This window comes from Actinokineospora cianjurensis (assembly GCF_003663795.1).
Classification (GTDB): domain Bacteria; phylum Actinomycetota; class Actinomycetes; order Mycobacteriales; family Pseudonocardiaceae; genus Actinokineospora; species Actinokineospora terrae.
This window is the reverse complement of sequence record NZ_RCDD01000001.1, coordinates 25136-42899: the sequence shown is the minus strand read 5'-3', so window position 1 is coordinate 42899 and position 17764 is coordinate 25136. Positions and strand designations below refer to the sequence as shown.

General features: G+C 70.1%; 16 protein-coding genes and 1 riboswitch. Of the genes, 10 read left to right on the top strand and 6 right to left on the bottom strand.

Annotation, left to right across the window (positions count from 1 at the left end; genetic code table 11):
- Positions 1-283: 283 nt before the first annotated feature.
- Positions 284-1240: a GlxA family transcriptional regulator gene (locus tag CLV68_RS00185; protein ID WP_121388637.1), complete on the bottom strand. Its 957-nt coding sequence runs from the start codon at positions 1238-1240 to the stop codon at positions 284-286.
- Between the two features lie 86 nt (positions 1241-1326).
- On the opposite strand from CLV68_RS00185, the gene CLV68_RS00180 reads away from it, so the two are divergent.
- Positions 1327-1563: a hypothetical protein gene (locus tag CLV68_RS00180; protein ID WP_147459848.1), complete on the top strand. Its 237-nt coding sequence runs from the start codon at positions 1327-1329 to the stop codon at positions 1561-1563.
- On the opposite strand, the gene CLV68_RS00175 is transcribed toward CLV68_RS00180, so the two are convergent.
- Complete coding sequence (locus tag CLV68_RS00175) at positions 1514-3082, bottom strand: dolichyl-phosphate-mannose--protein mannosyltransferase (protein ID WP_121388635.1); 1569 nt, start codon at positions 3080-3082, stop codon at positions 1514-1516. The two genes, CLV68_RS00180 and CLV68_RS00175, sit on opposite strands and share 50 nt — an antisense overlap.
- Positions 3083-3268: 186 nt before the next feature.
- On the opposite strand from CLV68_RS00175, the gene CLV68_RS00170 reads away from it, so the two are divergent.
- The 4 genes from CLV68_RS00170 to CLV68_RS00155 are packed head-to-tail and all read left to right on the top strand — an operon-like array spanning position 3269 to position 6402.
- Positions 3269-4108 (top strand): helix-turn-helix domain-containing protein, encoded by an 840-nt coding sequence (locus CLV68_RS00170; RefSeq protein ID WP_121388634.1) that lies wholly within the window; start codon positions 3269-3271, stop codon positions 4106-4108.
- A gap of 40 nt (positions 4109-4148) precedes the next feature.
- On the top strand, positions 4149-4550 hold the full coding sequence (locus tag CLV68_RS00165) for a hypothetical protein (RefSeq protein WP_147459847.1): 402 nt from the start codon (positions 4149-4151) through the stop codon (positions 4548-4550).
- The gene (rsmI, locus tag CLV68_RS00160; RefSeq protein WP_121388632.1) at positions 4547-5374 is read left to right on the top strand and encodes a 16S rRNA (cytidine(1402)-2'-O)-methyltransferase; all 828 of its coding nucleotides are present in this window, start codon (positions 4547-4549) and stop codon (positions 5372-5374) included. Before CLV68_RS00165 ends, rsmI begins: the two co-directional genes overlap by 4 nt.
- Positions 5371-6402, top strand: coding sequence for a glycoside hydrolase family 183 protein (locus CLV68_RS00155; RefSeq protein ID WP_121388631.1), 1032 nt, complete (start codon positions 5371-5373; stop codon positions 6400-6402). Before rsmI ends, CLV68_RS00155 begins: the two co-directional genes overlap by 4 nt.
- Here the strand turns inward: CLV68_RS00155 and CLV68_RS00150 are convergent.
- The 3 genes from CLV68_RS00150 to CLV68_RS00140 form a co-directional block, all read right to left on the bottom strand.
- Positions 6355-7122: an ABC transporter permease gene (locus CLV68_RS00150; RefSeq protein WP_121388630.1), complete on the bottom strand. Its 768-nt coding sequence runs from the start codon at positions 7120-7122 to the stop codon at positions 6355-6357. The two genes, CLV68_RS00155 and CLV68_RS00150, sit on opposite strands and share 48 nt — an antisense overlap.
- Positions 7112-8080, bottom strand: a complete 969-nt coding sequence (locus CLV68_RS00145; RefSeq protein ID WP_121388629.1) for an ATP-binding cassette domain-containing protein — start codon at positions 8078-8080, stop codon at positions 7112-7114. The genes CLV68_RS00150 and CLV68_RS00145 overlap by 11 nt, the downstream gene beginning before the upstream one ends.
- Before the next feature lie 64 nt (positions 8081-8144).
- On the bottom strand, positions 8145-8717 hold the full coding sequence (locus CLV68_RS00140; protein ID WP_121388628.1) for a PadR family transcriptional regulator: 573 nt from the start codon (positions 8715-8717) through the stop codon (positions 8145-8147).
- 105 nt (positions 8718-8822) lie between these two features.
- On the opposite strand from CLV68_RS00140, the gene metG reads away from it, so the two are divergent.
- The 5 genes from metG to CLV68_RS00115 all read left to right on the top strand — a co-directional run bounded on the left by metG (position 8823) and on the right by CLV68_RS00115 (position 15702).
- The gene (gene metG / locus CLV68_RS00135) at positions 8823-10610 is read left to right on the top strand and encodes a methionine--tRNA ligase (protein ID WP_121388627.1); all 1788 of its coding nucleotides are present in this window, start codon (positions 8823-8825) and stop codon (positions 10608-10610) included.
- Entirely contained in the window at positions 10607-11467 is an 861-nt protein-coding gene (locus CLV68_RS00130) for a TatD family hydrolase (protein WP_121390850.1), read from the top strand. Before metG ends, CLV68_RS00130 begins: the two co-directional genes overlap by 4 nt.
- Before the next feature lie 304 nt (positions 11468-11771).
- A complete protein-coding gene (locus tag CLV68_RS00125; protein ID WP_246009603.1) occupies positions 11772-13319 on the top strand; it encodes a resuscitation-promoting factor in 1548 nt (515 codons plus the stop codon).
- Between the two features lie 122 nt (positions 13320-13441).
- On the top strand, positions 13442-14299 hold the full coding sequence (gene rsmA / locus CLV68_RS00120; protein WP_121388626.1) for a 16S rRNA (adenine(1518)-N(6)/adenine(1519)-N(6))-dimethyltransferase RsmA: 858 nt from the start codon (positions 13442-13444) through the stop codon (positions 14297-14299).
- Between the two features lie 108 nt (positions 14300-14407).
- Positions 14408-14497: riboswitch (SAM riboswitch) on the top strand.
- Between the two features lie 197 nt (positions 14498-14694).
- Complete coding sequence (locus CLV68_RS00115; protein WP_121388625.1) at positions 14695-15702, top strand: methionine ABC transporter ATP-binding protein; 1008 nt, start codon at positions 14695-14697, stop codon at positions 15700-15702.
- A gap of 496 nt (positions 15703-16198) precedes the next feature.
- Here CLV68_RS00115 and CLV68_RS00110 read toward each other — a convergent pair whose 3' ends face one another.
- Positions 16199-17158, bottom strand: a complete 960-nt coding sequence (locus tag CLV68_RS00110; RefSeq protein ID WP_121388624.1) for a 4-(cytidine 5'-diphospho)-2-C-methyl-D-erythritol kinase — start codon at positions 17156-17158, stop codon at positions 16199-16201.
- Positions 17159-17764 lie beyond the last annotated feature (606 nt).

Sequence of the window (17764 nt, the reverse complement as noted above, 5' to 3'; positions counted from 1 at the left end):
CGCGCTCCTGAACGACGTTGGCCGAACCGCGCTCCTCGGATTCGCTGGTGCCAGGCCGGCTCGATGGGGTGGACTTGTTTTGTGTGGGGTGGCGGCGTCCGTAAGCTCGCTGCGCGGGGGAGGGCCGTCTCTTCAGGCCCCGCCTTTGTGCTCTTCCCAGGAGGTCGTAGGGGCCCCGCGCAAAACAAGTTCGCCCCATCGAGCTTGGTTCGTAACTCGCGCTCAGGCCAATGCCGAAGGCGAGGCGTCTACCGTCGATGGCGCAGCCGAGACCGAGAGCCGCTCACGCCGTCTGGTTCGCGAATGTCCGGCGGTAGTCCTTGGGCGGCACGCCCACCAGTCGCTGGAAGTGGTGGCGGAGGAGGGCGGCGCTGCCGAAGCCGGATTCTCGGGCGACTTCGTCCACGGACAGTCCCGTCTGTTCCAGCAAACGCCGCGCGTGCAGGATTCGTTGTGCTGACAGCCACTTGTGCGGCGTGGTGCCGGTCTCGGCGACGAAGTGCCGGGCGAAGCTGCGCTCGGACATGCGCGCCCGAGCGGCCAACGCGGCCACCGTGTGGTCCTCGGTGAGGGTCTCCAGCATCCACGCGAGAACAGGCTGGAGGCTGTCGCTGGTGCACTCCGGGATGGGGGTGTCGACGTACTGGCGTTGGCCGCCTTCGCGTTGTGGGGGGACGACCATGCGGCGGGCTATGGCGGTGGCTGCGGCGGCGCCCAGTTCTCGGCGGACCACGTGCAGGCAGGCGTCGATGCCGGAGGCTGTGCCCGCGCTGGTGATGATGTTGCCGTCGTCGACGAAGAGGACGTCGGCGTTGAGGCGGGCCTGGGGGAAGCGGGCGGCGAACTCGTCGGCGTGGCGCCAGTGGGTCGTGCAGGCGCGGTTGTCGAGCAGGCCCGCCGCGCCGAGGACGAAGGCGCCGCTGCACTCGGAGAGCAGGTTTCCGCCGCTGTCGCCGGCCGCTCTAAGAGCATCGAGGACGGCTGGGGGATAGCCGTCGCGGATAGTCGTAGCGGGGACGGCGATCAGGTCGGCGCCATCGAGTGCCTCTAGGCCCAACGTGGGTGTGATGGTGACGCCGACGTTGCTGCGGACCGGGGCGCCCGCGACCTCGCCGCACACCCGGAACTCGATCGGCGGGACCCCGTCGTCGGTGCGGTCGGTGCCGAACACCTCGCACAGCACGCCGAACTCGAACGGGGCGACACCGTCGATCAGGACGGCGGTCACGGTCCTCAGCATGCCCAAAGCGTAGCTGGCAGGATTTTGTCGCACAAGGTCAGAACTGCCACTGTTGGCGGGAACTGGCTCATCGCAAACTTAGCGCCATGACAACCGCGTTTGTGCTGGTCACACTGCTGGCCCTGCTGCTGCTGGGGCTCGACCGCAACCACGTCCGCACCACCGCCCCGCACGCCAGGCTCGCCGGGAGCGCCGATGTCGAGGACCGCGACCTGCTCCGGGTCAGCGCCGAACTGCGCGCGGTCGAGCCCGACCGGACCGAGCAGCGCCCGGTCAGCGCCAGGACGGCAGCCAGAGTTCGGCCTGCCAGCGCCACTCGGTGATCGAGTCGCCGTTGAGGATCGGCCACAGCCAGGCGAAGTTCGCCACCACCAGGCCGACGTAGAGCGCGAGGGCGAGCAGACCGGTACGACGGCGTTCCGGTCCGTCGCCCGCCTTCCCCAGCAGGTGCCCGACCGTCAGCGTCAGGCCGAGCACCAGGAACGCCGCCATCGGGGTGGCGTAGAAGAAGTACATCTGCCGGTCGAGGTTGAGGAACCAGGGCAGGTACCCGGCCAGGTAGGCGGTGACGACCGCGCCGTAGCGCCAGTCGAACTTGCTGAACATCCGCCACAGGCCCCAGCCGAGCATCGGTAGCGACAGCCACCACAGCGCCGGGGTGCCGATCAGCATCGTGGCCGAGACGCACTTGGACTCGCCGCACGCGGTGGTGTTGCCCTCGTAGTAGTAGAGCATCGGCCGCAGGCTCATCGGCCACGTCCACGGCTTCGACTCCCACGGGTGCTGGGACTCGGGCTTGGTGACCAGTCCTTCGTGGAAGGTCAGCACCTTGTCGTGGTACTGCAGCAGCGACCCCAGGGCGCCCTTGATCACCGAGATCGGGTCGCTGCCGGTGGTGGCGACCAGGTGCCGGTCGATGCTGGTCTCGCTGGCGAACCACGGCGACCAGGTCGCCAGGTAGGCCAGCAGGGCCACCCCGACGAACGCCCACAGCGCCGGGACCACGTCCCTGGCGAGGGTGCCCCACCACGGGCTGCGCACCCCGGCCGCGCGGCGGGCGGTCAGGTCGAAGATGACGGTGAGCAGCCCGTAGGCCGCCATGAAGTACAGGCCGGACCACTTGACCCCGCAGGCCAGGCCGAGCAGCACGCCACCGGAGAGCCGCCACCAGCGCACGCCCAGGCGCGGGCCCAGCGCCGACGCCGTCGCCCAGCCCTCCTCGACCGCGCGGGCCAACCGCCTGCGCACCAGGTCGCGGTCGAGCAGCAGGCAGCCGAACGCGGCGAGCACGAAGAACGCGTGGAAGATGTCGAGCATCCCCATCCGCGACTGCAGGTGCGAGACCCCGTCGGCGATGAGCAGCACGCCCGCGACGCCGCCGAGCAGGGTGGACCGGGTCAGCCTGCGGGCGATCCGGACGACCAGCACGATCATCAGCACGCCCGCGACGGCCGCCGTGAACCGCCAGCCCCAGCCGTTGTAGCCGAACAGGTACTCCCCGATCGAGAGCAGCGTCTTGCCGAACGGGGGGTGCACGGTCAGCTCGTAGCCGGGGTTGTCCTCGACGCCGCCGTTGCGCAGCATCTGCCACGCCTGCGGCACGTAGTGCTTCTCGTCGAAGACGGGCGTGCCCTGGTCGGTCGGCCAGCCCAGGTTCTGGAACCGGACGATGCCCCCGATCAGCCCGACGAAGAGGGTGACCAGCCAGCCGCGCAGCCGGTCGGTGGGCATCGGCGTGCCCAGCAGCCGCGCGCGCGTGACCTCGGTGGGGTCGGCGGCCGGGGTCACCGTTTCGGGTGACGGTGTCCGGCTGGCCTCGTCGTCGGCTACCAGGGCGCTCACGGGGGGAGATCGTAGGCGCCCGGGTGTGCGATCCGCGTCGGAAGTTCCTCGATCGTGGCGCGTCGGTGTCTCGCGGTGATCTAGGGATCAGCTGATCGTGTAGTTGTTCGCCCAGTTCAGGAGCGGTACAAGAGGATCATCAGCCGTTGTCGTACCGGGACGCTGGCGTGACGGACGGGGTGCACAGTGCCTCCAGGACGGCCGACCATCAGGTCGCGACAGGTCGCGGGCGAGCTGCGCAGGCTGCGCAAGCAGGCCGGGTTCACCACCGGTGAGGTCGGTGCGCAGCTGGGTCTCTCGCAGGCGAAGGTGAGCCGGGTCGAGACCGGCAGCAGCGGCCTGCGGCTCGGCGACGTGCAGGCCATGCTCGGGCTCTACCGGGTGCCGGAGCCGCGCCAGGCCGAGATCCTCGACCTGGTCCGCCGGGCCGCCGAGCCGGGTTGGCCGCAGGTGCACGGGCGCGGCCTGCCCGAGCAGTGGCTGACCCTCATCGACTGGGAGTCCAAGGCGGTGGCGCTGCGGGCCTACCACGGCGGCCTGGTGCCCGGGCTCCTGCAGACCGCGGACTACGCCAGGGCCGTCCTGCGCGACACCGCCGCCGAGCCGCCGGGTGACGCCGAGTTGGACGCCAAGGTCGCCGCCAGGCTGGCCAGGCAGGGCATCCTCAGCCGGGACCGCCCGCCCACCCTGCTCGCGGTGATGGGCGAGCAGGCCCTGCGGATCCCGGTCGGTGGTCCCGCCATCGCCGCCGCGCAGCTGCGCCACCTCGCCGAGGCCATCCGCAAGCCGCACGTCCAGGTGCGGGTGGTGCCCGACTCGGCCGGGGCGCACCCCGGGCTCGACGGCTCGTTCCTGCTGATGGACTTCGACCAGGACCGGTCCGTGGTGCACACCGAGCACCGGTCCCGGTCGCTGTTCCTCGACGACGAGGAGTCGGTGGCGGTCCACCAGCGGGCGTGGGAGCGGATCGCCGCGGTCGCCCTGTCGGCGCAGGAGTCCACCGAGATGATCACCGGCTTGACCTGAGCGCCGGGGTCGGCCCGGGGTGCGCGGGTACCCTCGCCTGGTGTTCACCACTCATCGCCCGCGCTGGGAGATCATCCTCGGGATCGCCCTGCTCGCAGGCGCCGCCGGTGCGTTGGGCCACTTCCTGATCCGCCAGGCGGTCGACCTCGCCACGGTCGCCATCGCGGTCGCCGCCGTGGTCATGACGGTGTTCCCGCTCCGGTCCCGCAGGCTGCTGGTGAGCGACGAGCTCTGCGTGGTCGAGGGCAACGGCGTGCGGGTCACCTTCCGCTGGGTCGACTTCATCGAACGCAAGGGTGGGACCCTGCACTTCACCACCGGCCTGGTCGAGCACAACGACGACTGGCCGTCGCGCAGCGCCGCCAAGCGGGTCAAGTGGCGCGTTCCGGCCTACCAGTTCCTGCGGGACCAGAGCGTGCTGCCGATCGGGCTGCAGAAGTGACCGGCAGGTTGGTATTGGCGGGAACGCCGCTGGGCGAGATCGGGGACGCCTCGGCGCGGTTGGTCGACGCGTTGGGGAGCGCCGACGTCATCGCCGCTGAGGACACGCGGCGAGCGCGAGCGTTGGCGGCGGCTCTTGGGGTAACGATGATCGGCCGGATCGTGAGCTTCTATGACGCGGTTGAGGCCAGCCGGGCACCTGCGCTCGTTGACGCTGTCCGCGACGGGCAGACCGTCCTGCTGATCACGGACGCCGGGATGCCCAGCGTGTCCGACCCGGGGTACCGGTTGGTCGTCGCGTGCGTCGAGGCCGAGCTCCCCATCACCTGCCTACCGGGTCCGTCGGCGGTGACGACGGCTCTTGCGCTCTCCGGGCTCCCTTGCGACCGCTTCTGCTTCGAGGGTTTCGCGCCGCGGAAGTCGGGGGAGCGGCGCAAGTGGCTGGCGAACCTGCTCGACGAGCCGAGGACCGCCGTGCTCTTCGAGGCGCCGCACCGCATCGACGACCTGCTCGCCGACGCCGTCGAGGTGCTGGGTGGCGAGCGGCGCGCGGCGGTGTGCCGGGAGCTGACCAAGTCCTACGAGGAGGTCAAGCGCGGAACCCTCGCCGAGCTGGCCGAATGGGCGCGCGAGGGGGTGCGCGGGGAGATCACCGTCGTGCTGGCAGGCGCCGAGCCCCGCACACTGGACCTCGACACCCTCGTCGAGCGGGTCAGGGCGTTGGCGGCTGAGGGCACCCGGCTCAAGGACGCCGCGGCCGAGGTCTCGGCGGCCACGGGGGTGAGCAAGAAGACCCTCTACGACGCGGCGGTGAGTCGAGCATGACCCCTCCGATCGGCACCACGCTGATCGCCAAGATCACCGGGCACGACTCGGCCAACGACACCGCCCGCCGGTTCGGGGTGCACGCCACCGACCTCGGCCTGCTGTGGGCCGATGCCGCGGGGCGGACGTTCGTGCTGTTCGGCGACACCTACGGCGAGGGCTGGTGCGGTGACGGCGCCGGGCCGAGCGAGGGCAGCGACTGGCGGTGCAACTTCCTCGCCGTGTCCACCGACCGCGACCTCGACAACGGCCTGCGGTTCGACGCGGTGATCACCGGGCCGGGCGGCCATGCCCGGCAGGTCCTCGACCGCGATCCACGCATCGACGAGGAGACGGTTATCCCGTGCTCGGGCGTGGCCATCGGCGACACGCACTACCTGCACTACATGTCCGTCCGGGCCTGGGGCTCCCGCGGGCGGTGGACCACCAACTACAGCGGTATCGCTGTCTCCACCGACGACGGCGAGACGTGGGACAAGCCCATGAGCGCGCGGTGGATCAACCGCGCCGAGCGAGACCACCCCTTCCAGATGGGTGCGTTCGCGCTGGGGGAGAACTACCTCTACCTCTTAGGCACCCCCAATGGTCGCTGGGGTAGCGCCAGCCTGGCCCGTGTCGCCAAGGACGACGTCTTAGACACACGGGCCTACGACTACTGGAACGGCGCCGGTTGGTACCCGCGGGACGAGTTCCGCGCGGTGCCGGTGATGCAGGGCAACGTCGCCGAGCTGTCGGTCATCTACTCGGTCCACTTCGGACGCTGGCTCGCCATCCACTTGGACGAGGCGCTGGGCGCTCTTGTGCTGCGCAGCGCAAAGACGCTGACCGGGCCATGGAGCGAAGGCAGGGTAATCGTCACCAGTCAGGACTCCCCCGGCCTCTATGGCGGCTTCATCCACCCAGCGTCCGCGCACGGCCCGGTCATCTACTTCACCATGTCACTCTGGCAGTCCTACAACGTCTATCTCATGCGGACTGATCTAGGCGCTCTCGCGGCGGAAGGTTCGGACGCCCCAGTAGAGGCTTAGGGCGGTCATCGCGAACAAGACGATCGAGCCGGTGAGAAGGGCGTCGGTGGTGAACTCGCTGCGGAAGGATGCCCGCTCGGCATCCACTACGTGTGTGAAGGGGTTCCACCGCGAGAGGGTGTAGAGCCAGTCCGGCGCGAGGCCGTGCGTGATCGGGATGAAGATGCCGGACAGCAGCAAGATCGGCATCAGGACCGTGTTGAGCACAGCGGGGAACGCCTCCTCGCTGCGCAAGGTCAGGGCCAACGCGTAAGAGCACGAGGACAGCGCTAGAGACAGGCACGCCACCATCACCAAGGTCAGCGCCACCGCTCCGAACGAGGCGCTGAGGTCGAACACGGTGAACGCGAGGATCAGGATCAGCACCGCTTGAGCCAAGGTCTGCACGGCGTCTCGTAGGACACGGCCGAGGAGCAGCGAGACCCGGCTGGCCGGGGTCACCTGCATCCGCTCGACCACGCCCATTCGCAGCTCGGCCAGTAGCCCGAAACCGACGAAGGACGCCCCGAACAGCGCCAGCTGCACGATCAACGCCGGGGTGAGGATCTGCCACGAGGTGCCGGGCGGGAAGCCAGGGGTGTTCTCGGTCATCCGTTCCAACAGGGGGCCGAAGAAGAACAGGTACAGGACCGGCTGCATCACGCCGATCACCATCCACGCGGGGTTCCGCAGGGACAGCCTCATGGCCTGGTTGAAGACGAGCCAGGTTTCACGCAGCAACGTGGGCCTCCTCTGCGTCGCGGATGGTCCTACCGGTCAGGGTGAGGAATACGTCGTCGAGAGTGGGTTGGAGTACTCGCAGCGAGGTTGTGCCGATTCCGGCGGAGTCCAGCGCGCGCAGCAGTTCCGGCAGTGCCAGATCGCCGCGAGGGACCCGGAACTCGACAGTGGAACCAGTGGTGGCCACGGCATCCCCACCAGCAATACGCGCCGCGATCTCCGCCGTACGGGTAAGAGCCAGTTCCGGCACTCCTATCGCTACCAAGTCCCCAGACACCTTCGCCTTCAGTTCGGCGGGGGAGCCGGTAGCGACGATCGTGCCGTTGTCGATGACCAGCACGCGGTCGCACAGTGCGTCGGCCTCGTCGAGGTAGTGCGTAGTGAGGAAGACAGTGGTACCGAGGTCGGCCCGCAGTGCCCGGATGTGCTGCCAGACGTTCGCCCTGCTGCGCGGATCGAGTGCGGCGGTCGGCTCGTCGAGGAACACGACGCTCGGCCGGTGCACCAGGCCCAGTGCGATGTCGAGCCTGCGCCGCTGCCCGCCGGAGAGCGACTTGATCGGACGCTCCAGCAGGTCGCCCAGGTCGAGCCGCTCGGCGACCGAGTGGGCCTGGACCGTCGCGTCCGCCTTGCCCATGCCGTGCAGGCGGCCTTGCAGGACCAGGTCCTCCACCACCCTGGACTCCGGGATCGTGCCGCCGCCCTGCGCGACGTAACCGATCCGGCGCCGCACGCCGACCGGGTCCGTGGCCAGGTCCTTGCCCGCGACCACCGCGCGGCCCGCGGTCGGCCGCAGCAGCGTCGTCAGCATCCGCAGGGTCGTGGTCTTGCCCGCGCCGTTCGGCCCGAGGAACCCCACGAGTTCCCCCGACGCCACGTCCAGGTCGACGCCGCGCACCGCCTCGATGGTCTTGCCCCTGGCCTGGAAGCTCCTGGCCAGGCCCTGTGCCTCGATCATGCGCACCCCTCTAGTCAAACTTGACTACCAAGGTGTGCAGCATGACCCCGCCTGGCGGGTCTAGTCAAACTTGAATACTCGGCGGCGAGCCGTCCTCGGTCATCTCGTAGGCGCCGTCCTCCAGCTTCGCCAGCAGCTTGCGCGCCCACTCCAGGTCCGCGACCAGCTGCGCGAGCCACAACTGCGCCTGCTCCATGACGTGCTCCGGCTTGATCGGCGGACCGCCGAAGGACCAGTCCTCCATCTCCCGGCGCTGCACCTCTAGCGCCGAGACCCGCTCCTTTAGCCGCGCGACTGCGTCCTCACGCCGCAGAGTCGGCAACATCGCGATCGCCGCGTTGAGCATCCACGGGTCCCCAGGCGTGGACAGCCCTGACCGGACCAGCCTCGTCAGCTCCTCGCGCCCCGCCCCGGTGATGCTGTACGAGGTGCGCTCCGGGCCGCCGTCACCCTGCTCGGGCGCGTCGACCAGCAGTCCGTCCGTGACCGCCCGGCGCAGCGCGTGGTAGAGCGAACCGGGCTTGATCCGCGCCCAGCTGTCGGCCCGCCAGCTCTGCAGCTCGGCCCTGATCTGGTACCCGTGCGCCTTGCCCGCCCAGAAGACCACGCCGAGCACCAACATCCGCGTGGCCGACATGCCGCCCTCCCGGGAACCGGTGATTTGCGTCCAAGGCTAGGCGCGGGCCTGGCCAGGTGTAACCCGGCGGCTCTGGTGCGCGGCCACTCCGTACGCTAGTGGCCCATGAGCGCCCCCGTGTTGACCGCGGTGGCCTGGCCTTACGCCAACGGCCCCCGCCATATCGGTCACGTGTCCGGATTCGGTGTCCCTTCGGACGTTTTCTCCCGCTACATGCGCATGTCCGGCCACCGCGTGCTCATGGTCAGCGGCACCGACGAGCACGGCACGCCGATCCTCGTCCAAGCCGAGAAGGAAGGACTGACCACCCGCCAGCTGGTCGACAAGTACAACCGGGTCATCGCCGAGGACCTCCAGGGCCTCGGCCTGTCCTACGACCTGTTCACGCGCACTACGACCGGTAACCACTACAAGGTCGTGCAGGACCTCTTCCTCTCTCTATGGCGCAACGGCTACGTGCAGTCCAAGGTCCAGATGGGCGCTATCAGCCCGTCCACCGGCCGCACGCTGCCCGACCGCTACATCGAGGGCACCTGCCCCATCTGCGGTTACGACGGCGCGCGCGGCGACCAGTGCGACAACTGCGGCAACCAGCTCGACCCGGTCGACCTCAAGAACCCCAGGTCCCGGATCAACGGCGAGGTGCCGAGGTTCGTCGAGACCGAGCACCTGTTCCTCGACCTGCCCTCGTTCACCGAGTCGCTCGGCTCGTGGCTGTCCACCCGCACCGAGTGGCGCCCGAACGTGCTCAAGTTCAGCCAGAACCTGCTCGACGACCTGCGCCCCCGGGCGATCACCCGCGACCTGGACTGGGGCATCCCGGTCCCGCTCGACGGCTGGCGGGACGCGCCGATGAAGCGGTTCTACGTCTGGTTCGACGCGGTCATCGGCTACCTGTCGGCCAGTGTCGAGTGGGCGCGCCGCACCGGTGACGCCGACGCCTGGAAGGAGTTCTGGACCGACCCGGCCCAGGCGTACTACTTCATGGGCAAGGACAACATCGTCTTCCACTCGCTGATCTGGCCGTCGCTGCTGCTCGGCCAGAACGGCGCAGGCGACAAGGGCGGCACCCCGGGCCGGTTCGACACGCTGAACCTGCCCACCGAGGTCGTCTCCAGCGAGTTCCTGACCATGAGCGGGTCGAAGTTCTCCACCTCGCGCGGCACCGTGATCTACGTCGGCGACTTCCTCAAGGAGTTCGGCCCCGACTCGCTGCGCTACTTCATCTCGGTCGCGGGCCCGGAGAACCAGGACACCGACTTCACCTGGGACGAGTTCATCCGCCGGACCAACTTCGAGCTGGCCAACGAGTGGGGCAACCTGGTCAACCGGTCGGTGTCGATGGCGCACAAGAACGTGGGCGCCGTGCCCGCCCCGACCGCGCCGACCGCGGCCGACGCCGAGCTCAAGGCGCTGGCCAAGGCCGCGTTCGCGACGGTGGGCGACAACCTGCGCCGGTCCCGGTTCAAGGCGGCGGCCTCGGAGGCGATGCGGGTCGTCGGCGCGGCGAACAAGTACCTGTCCGACGAGGAGCCGTGGAAGCGCAAGGACGACCCCGCGCGCCGCGACACCATCCTGCACACCGCGCTGCAGGTCGTCTCCGACGCCAACACGCTGCTCACCCCCTTCCTGCCGCACTCGGCGCAGAAGGTGCACGAGCTGCTCGGCGGCAAGGGCGTCTGGGCGGCCCAGCCGGAGCTGCGCGAGGTCGACGACCTGGACGACCCGTCGATCAGCTACCCGGTGCTCACCGGTGACTACGCGGGCGAGCAGGCCGCGTGGGGGTCGGTGGACATCGAGGTCGGCACGCCGCTGACCAAGCCGGAGCCGCTGTTCGCCAAGCTCGACCCGAAGCTCGGCGAGACCGGTCCGGAGTGGGCGCCGGTCACGTGACACCCCGCAAGGGCGAGCGACCGCCGGTGCCGGAGCGACTTCCGGCGCCGGTGGTCGACGCGCACACCCACCTGGACGCCTGCGGTGCCAAGGATGCCGCCGACGTGTCCACAATGCTCGACCGCGCCGAAGCGGCCGGAGTGGACAGGGTCATCACCGTCGCCGATGATCTCGCCTCGGCGCGGTGGGCCGCTGAAGCGTCCACGTGGGATAGCCGTGTCTTCGCTGCCGTCGCCATCCACCCGACCCGCACGGCAGAGTTCACCGACGCCGACAAGGCGGAGATCGAGCGGTTAGCCCAACAGCCGCGGGTAGTGGCGGTGGGCGAGACAGGGCTGGACTACTACTGGGACTACAGCCCGCCCGCGGCCCAGCACGAGGCGTTCCGCTGGCACATCGACCTCGCCAAGCGGGTCGGCAAGCCGCTGATGATCCACGACCGGGACGCGCACGCGGACATCCTCAAGGTGCTCGTCGAGGAGGGCGCCCCCGAGGTGGTCGTCTTCCACTGCTTCTCCGGGGACCTCGAGTTCGCGAAGGCGTGTGTGGAGCGCGGTTTCGTCCTCTCCTTCGCGGGCCCGGTGACCTTCCGCAACGCGGCCCCTTTGCGTGAAGCAGCGGCGTTCGTGCCCGCGGATCAGCTCTTGGTCGAGACCGATGCCCCATTCCTCACCCCCCACCCTTTCCGCGGTAGGCCCAACGAGCCCTACTGCGCCGCTTACACACTCAGAGACCTCGCGCAGCTACGCGGAGACGACGTGGCCGAGCTCGCCAGCGCGGTGTCCGCGACCGCTGACCGCGTGTTCCGATTGCGCACCGTGACATCGGACCTTCCGAACGGTGAAGGATTGCGATGATCGGGGGATGGCGCGACGCGGACAGGGGTGTGACAGGACTCACGAGATCGCTGGATGTGTTTGCGCAACCCCCCGGCCCCCGTTACTGTCCCGTGACCGTACGACTAGGGGCACCTGCCCCGAGTCGGCCCGGAGCCAGTCCGAGCAGTGTTGACCGTCGGGGTTGGCTGGTTGCGGGTCGTCGGACACACACGAGGCGCGAGAGCGGCCGAGCACGCGAGGGAGTGGACGTCGGTGGCCAGACCGAACCGACAGCCACGGCGGGACGCGGCCGGGTCTGGTGCCCTCTGGAGGAAACGACCCTGTGAGCGGTAAACAGACCGGCGGTTCCGACCGCCCTGGGCACGACAGCTTCTCCGCCGACACCGACTGGTTCACCCCGGTCCAGGCGGTCAGCGCGACCACGCTCGACGACGACTTCACCGCGTGGCAGTCGGAGTTCCCGAGTCTCCCCAGCTTCCCCGATGGTCAGTCCACCGGCTTCTACGACACGCGCCGCGAGTTCGATGACGGCTACTCGTCCTCGCTGAGCATCACCGACCACGACGTCCGCCACGCACTCGGCCCGCAGGCCGACGAGATCATGGCGACCGCCGGTGTCGACGTCGACGAACTCATCCGGCTCATCAACGCCGAGACCACCGTTCTCCCGGTCATCCCCGATGACCTGTCCGTCGCCGCGCAGCCGCTCAAGGTCGGCGAGGCCGACGCGCCCGCGCCCGGGCTGCTCGCCGCGGTCAAGCGGTGGAAGGGCACGTTCCTCAAGGCCACCATCGCGGCCGTCCTGGTCACCCTGATCGGTGGCGGCGGCGCGGCCATCGCGATGAACAACACGGTCACCGTCGAGGTCGACGGCCAGACCAAGCAGGTCAACACCTACTCCGACACCGTCGGCGAGGTCCTGGCCGAAGAGGGCATCGCGGTCGGCGCGCACGACTCGCTGAGCCCGTCGCCGAGCGCCGAGATCGGCGACGACGGCAAGATCGTGCTCCAGCGCGGCCGCCAGCTGCACCTCAAGGTCGACGGCGAGCAGCGCGACGTCTGGGTGCGCGCCAGCTCCGTCGGCGAGGCGCTGCGCCAGGCAGGCGCCCCCGTGGCCGGGTCGTGGGTCTCCGTCGGCAACGACGCCCAGGTCCCGCTCGAGGGCCTCGCGGTCGAGATCAAGACCGCCAAGGAGATCACCCTCTACGACGGCGGCAACGCGGGCGTCCCGGTCCGCACCACCGCGGTGACCGTCGGCGAGCTGCTCGGCGAGCGCGGCCTGTCGCTCGGCCCGCAGGACGCGATCCTGCCCGGCGCCGACCTCAAGCTGGCCGGTGGCGCGGAGATCCGGATCAGCCGCACCGGCGTGACCGTGATCAACCAGGCCGAGCCCATCGCGCCCCCGGTCGAGAAGGTCGACGACCCGGAGCTCGACAAGGGCAAGGAGACCGTGGTCGAGCCCGGTGTCCCCGGCGAGCGCATGGTGACCTACCGGATCACCGAGAAGAACGGCAAGGTCGTCAAGCGCGAGGAGATCGGCGCGAAGACGCTCACCGAGGCCAAGCCCAAGGTCGTCAAGGTCGGCACCAAGAAGCCGCCGCAGCCGGTCATCTCCGACGGCGCGGCCTGGGACCGGCTCGCCCAGTGCGAGGCGACCGGCAACTGGGCCATCAACACCGGCAACGGCTACTACGGCGGCCTGCAGTTCAACAAGAGCACCTGGGACTCCAACGGCGGTAGCCAGTACGCCGCCTACCCGCACCAGGCCACCCGCGAGCAGCAGATCGCCATCGCCACCAAGGTCCGCGACGCCCGCGGCGGCTATTCCGCCTGGCCCGCCTGCGCCCGCAAGCTCGGCCTGCCGACCTGATCCGCTAAAGCACCGCCAAAAGGCCCTCTCCTTTCTGCGGAGGGGGCCTTTTGCTATTTCGGGAATGGGCGGGAAACAGGCCGGTGCGCGCATTGCCGGATGCCCCGAGTAGCATCTCGGCAATGACCGGTTCGGCGTTGCTCAGCCCGGTGGACGTGCGCAGGCTCGCCGCCGAACTCGGGGTGCGGCCGACCAAGAAGCTCGGCCAGAACTTCGTGCACGACCCCAACACCGTCCGGCGCATCGCCACCACCGCGCGGCTCACGCCCGACGACGTCGTCCTCGAGGTCGGCCCGGGACTCGGCTCGCTGACGCTGGCGCTGCTGCCCGAGTGCGCCTCGGTCGTGGCCGTCGAGATCGATCCAGTGCTCGCCGCGCGTCTACCCGGGACGGTCGCCGAACGCGCGCCCGGGTTTGCCGGTCGACTCAGCGTTGTGCTCGGCGACGCCATGCGGGTCACCCGCGCCGAACTCGGCGCCGAGCCGACCGCGCTCGTGGCCAACCTGCCCTACAACGTCGCGGTGCCGGTCGTGCTGCACCTGCTCGCCGAGCTGCCGAGCCTGCGCACCGTGCTGGTGATGGTGCAGGCGGAGGTCGCCGACCGGATGGCGGCCGGGCCGGGCGGCAAGGTCTACGGGGTGCCCAGCGTCAAGATCGCGTGGTACGCCGAGTCGCGTCGCGTCGCGACGGTGCCGCGGGCGGTCTTCTGGCCAGTACCCAATGTGGACTCCGCGTTGGTGTTTCTCACCCGGCGGCCAAGTCCCGCGGGCGTCGACCGCGCCGCGGTGTTCGCCGTCGTCGACGCCGCGTTCGCCCAACGGCGCAAGACGCTGCGCGCGGCACTGTCCGATTGGGCCGGTTCACCCGCGCGGGCCGAGGCGGTGCTCACCTCAGCGGGGGTCGACCCGACCCTGAGGGGCGAGCAGTTGTCGGTAGGGGACTTCGTCCGGATAGCCCAGGCGTTCACTCCGGTGCAGTAGCGCGAACCCGCCACCGTTACTCCCCCGGTGTGATGTATCGAACCCGGGACCTCAACTTGACCTCACACGCTTGCTTTTGGCGGTCCCGGTCGGGTCTACTCTTGGGGCATTCCATCCCGAGCGGCCGAGAGACCTGGCTCCAAGACGCCGCAGCAACCACCCACCGCGGGCAGGTGCTACCGCCAGGAGCGATGGAGGAGTGAGAACGGATGCAGATCCTCACCACACGCCGGGTCATCGACCAGTGCAGGCGTTCTGTGACGGCATGTCGACCGATGTGCGTAGCCCGCTGATCTTCGCGTAGCACCACGTCTTTCGCAGCACCCCCCTCCCGGAACCGGACTGTCCTCTGTGGACTTCTGGTCTGCCGTCGCGCCCGCTTGGAGTTAAGCACCGTGATCACCGTCGAGAACCTCAGCAAGTCCTTCTGGGGCAACACCGGCCCCGTCGTCGCCATCGATGACGTCACCCTGGATGTGCCCACCGGCACCATCACCGGGGTGGTGGGCCCTTCCGGTTCCGGCAAGTCCACCCTCGCCCGCCTCGTCGCGCTGCAGGAACGCCCCGACAGCGGCGTCATCCGCGTCGACGGCTTCAACACCGCCGCCCTCGACCCGCGCAGACTCCGGGCCGCCCGCAGGCGCATCGGCGTCATCACCCAGGGCGACCTGCTGCCGCAGCGCACCGCCGCGGGCAACATCGCGCTACCGCTGGAGCAGGCCGGGATCGATGGCCCGCAGCGCCGCGAGAAGGTCGGCAAGCTGCTCGACCTGATCGGCCTCACCGACAAGGCCGCCCGCTACCCCGACACCCTCACCGACGGGCAGCGCGCCCGCGTCGAGGTCGCCCGCGCCCTCGTCGGTGACCCCGGGTTGCTGCTCGCCGACGACCCGACCCGCTCGCTCGACTCCGACGCCGCCGCCGGTGTGCTGACGGTCCTCGACCGGGCGCGCGCCGAGTTGGGCGCCACGGTCCTGGTCGTGACCAGCGACTCGGCCGTCGTCCGGCGGATCGCGGACGACGTCGCGCTGCTCGACGGCGGCAAGATCACCGAGAGCGGCAGCCTGCTGTCGCTGGTGCAGGACGCGAACAGCCAGGTCGCGCAGACGCTGCTGCCGTCGATCGACGTCCCGAAGGGCGCCACCGCCGGGTACGACCGGGTCGCCGAGGTCGTCCTCATCGGCTTCGCCGCCGTCGGCGCACTCCTGCCGGAGGCCACCGCCCGCTTCGGCGCCACCATCTCCGTCATCGGCGGCGGCCTCACCCGCATCGGCGAGACCCCGGTGGCCCGCTTCCTCCTCGGCGTCACCGGCGCCTGGTCCGACCAATCCCTCACCTGGATCGCCGAGCGCGGCGGTGTCGTCCGCCCGCAGGTCGGCCTCGCCCGCACGGTTGCCGCCTGAGTGTTTTCTTTGATCGCCCGGCTCACTTCGGTGGGCCGGGCGATTCCTTTGCGCTGCGCTGGTCTTCGTTTCTCGCGTACCGCTGTGTGCGGCTTCTATTCCGCACTCGTCCCGACAGGCAACCGTGACCGCGCACCTCTAGTGTGCGTCAATCCTCTTACACAGTCAGCTGTGACTGCGCCTCTAACGCGCGCCAGTCTCCTTGCCCCACAACAACTTCTCCCCCGAACGCACCTCTATGCCCGCCCCAGCCGCTTCGCGCGCACGCGGTCCCGACCCTGCCCAGCCCCCACCCACACCGGGGGGCGTCCCAGTGCCAGTCTATCGGCACCCACCGACAGAAGATCTTGAAACAGGGCGCCGAAGATCCAGATGTGGATAACTTCTGTCGCTGGGACGGGTGAATCGGGTTCACTCGGCTGGAAGGCTTTCGCAGGCCGCGGGCGTCAATGGCCGGGAAAGCGGTGCCGCGGCGGGCAAGTCGTTCGAAACTGGTCTAGGCGTGGGCTTCCGGGGGGACGGGGCGTTCCTCGGTCGGGGTGATGCGGGCGCCGGGGACGGGGCCGTGCGCTACGCGGACGGTGCGGCAGACGCCCGCGCCGGAGAGTTCGGCGGCGACGCGGAGGGCGGCTTCGGCGTCCTCGCAGAGGAAGGCGCAGGTGGGGCCGGAGCCGGAGACGGTCCCCGCCAGGGCGCCCGCGGTGACACCGGCGCGGAGGGTGCGGCGCAGGCCGGGGCGCAGCGAGACCGAGGCGGCCTGCAGGTCGTTGCCGAGGAGCAGGGCGAGCTTGCGCGGGTCGCCGGTGGCGAGGGCCTCGAGGACGGGTTCGACATCGCCGATGCGGGGTGGGTCGCCGTCGGCGCGGAGGCGGTCCAGCTCGCCGTAGACCTTGGGGGTCGACAGGCCGCGGCGGTCGAACGCGAGGACCCAGTGGTAGGTGTGCCTGGTCAGCACCGGCACGAGCCGCTCGCCCCGACCGGTGCCCAGCGCGGTACCCCCGTGCAGCACGAACGGGACGTCGCTGCCCAGCCGCGCGGCGACCTTCGCCAGCTCGTCGCGGCCGATGTCCAACCGCCAGAGCGACGCCAGCCCGACCAGGGTCGCCGCGGCGTCCGCGCTGCCCCCGGCCATACCGCCGGACACCGGGATGCCCTTGCGGATGACGATGCGCACCTTCGGCTCGTCCGCGTCCCGCCCCACGTGCCGCGCCAACTCCTGCACCGCGCGCCAGGCCAGGTTGCTCGCGCCGGTCGGCACCGAGTCGGCCCCCTCGCCGTGCACCTCGACCCCCGGCTCATCGGCCACGGCGACGGTGACCTCGTCGGTCAACGACAACGCCTGGAAGACGGTGGCCAGGTCGTGGTACCCGTCCGGCCGCAGGTCCCCCACGGCGAGGTGCAGGTTGACCTTCGACGGCACCCGGACGGTCACCGGGGCAGGCACGACAGCGAGCACCCGGCCAGCCTACGGGGACCCGACCGCACACCATGAATCCCCTGGTCCACCCCACTCCCGGGTGAACCTTCCCGCCGCACCCCACCCAACCCCCACAGATCCCCAGGTCGCGCCATCCCCAACTCCCGAGTTGTCCACAGCCCGCCCCATTCCCCCTGCCCCGCAACCGTGACCCACTAGACTGGCGACGGGGACGCCCCCCGGAGAGGGTGGGGGCCGGGCTGGGGTGGGACCGCGCGTGCGCGTAAGAGGGGGCGGAGGTTCGGTAGGGCTAACGGGCTGGGTTGGGCTGTCGTGTGGGGGTGGAGGTGGGGTTACCGCTATGGCGGCGGCGGTGGGGTAAGAGCGTCAGGTCCGGGGCGTTGGCAGCCCGGGATGGATCTGCTGGCCGGGCAGGGCGCTGAGTGAGAGACGTCAACCTGCCAACCCGGGCCCCTTGCCGGGCAGTGTGCCCGCGCAGGCAGGGAACGGCTTCAGGTACGCAACCCCGCCAACCCGGGACCACTGCTGCGAGACGCGGCCCCGCCAGACCTGGGACAACTCCAGGGACGTCAACCTGCCAGCCTGGGACCGCTGTCGGGGCAACGTGCCCGCCGAGGCAGGGAA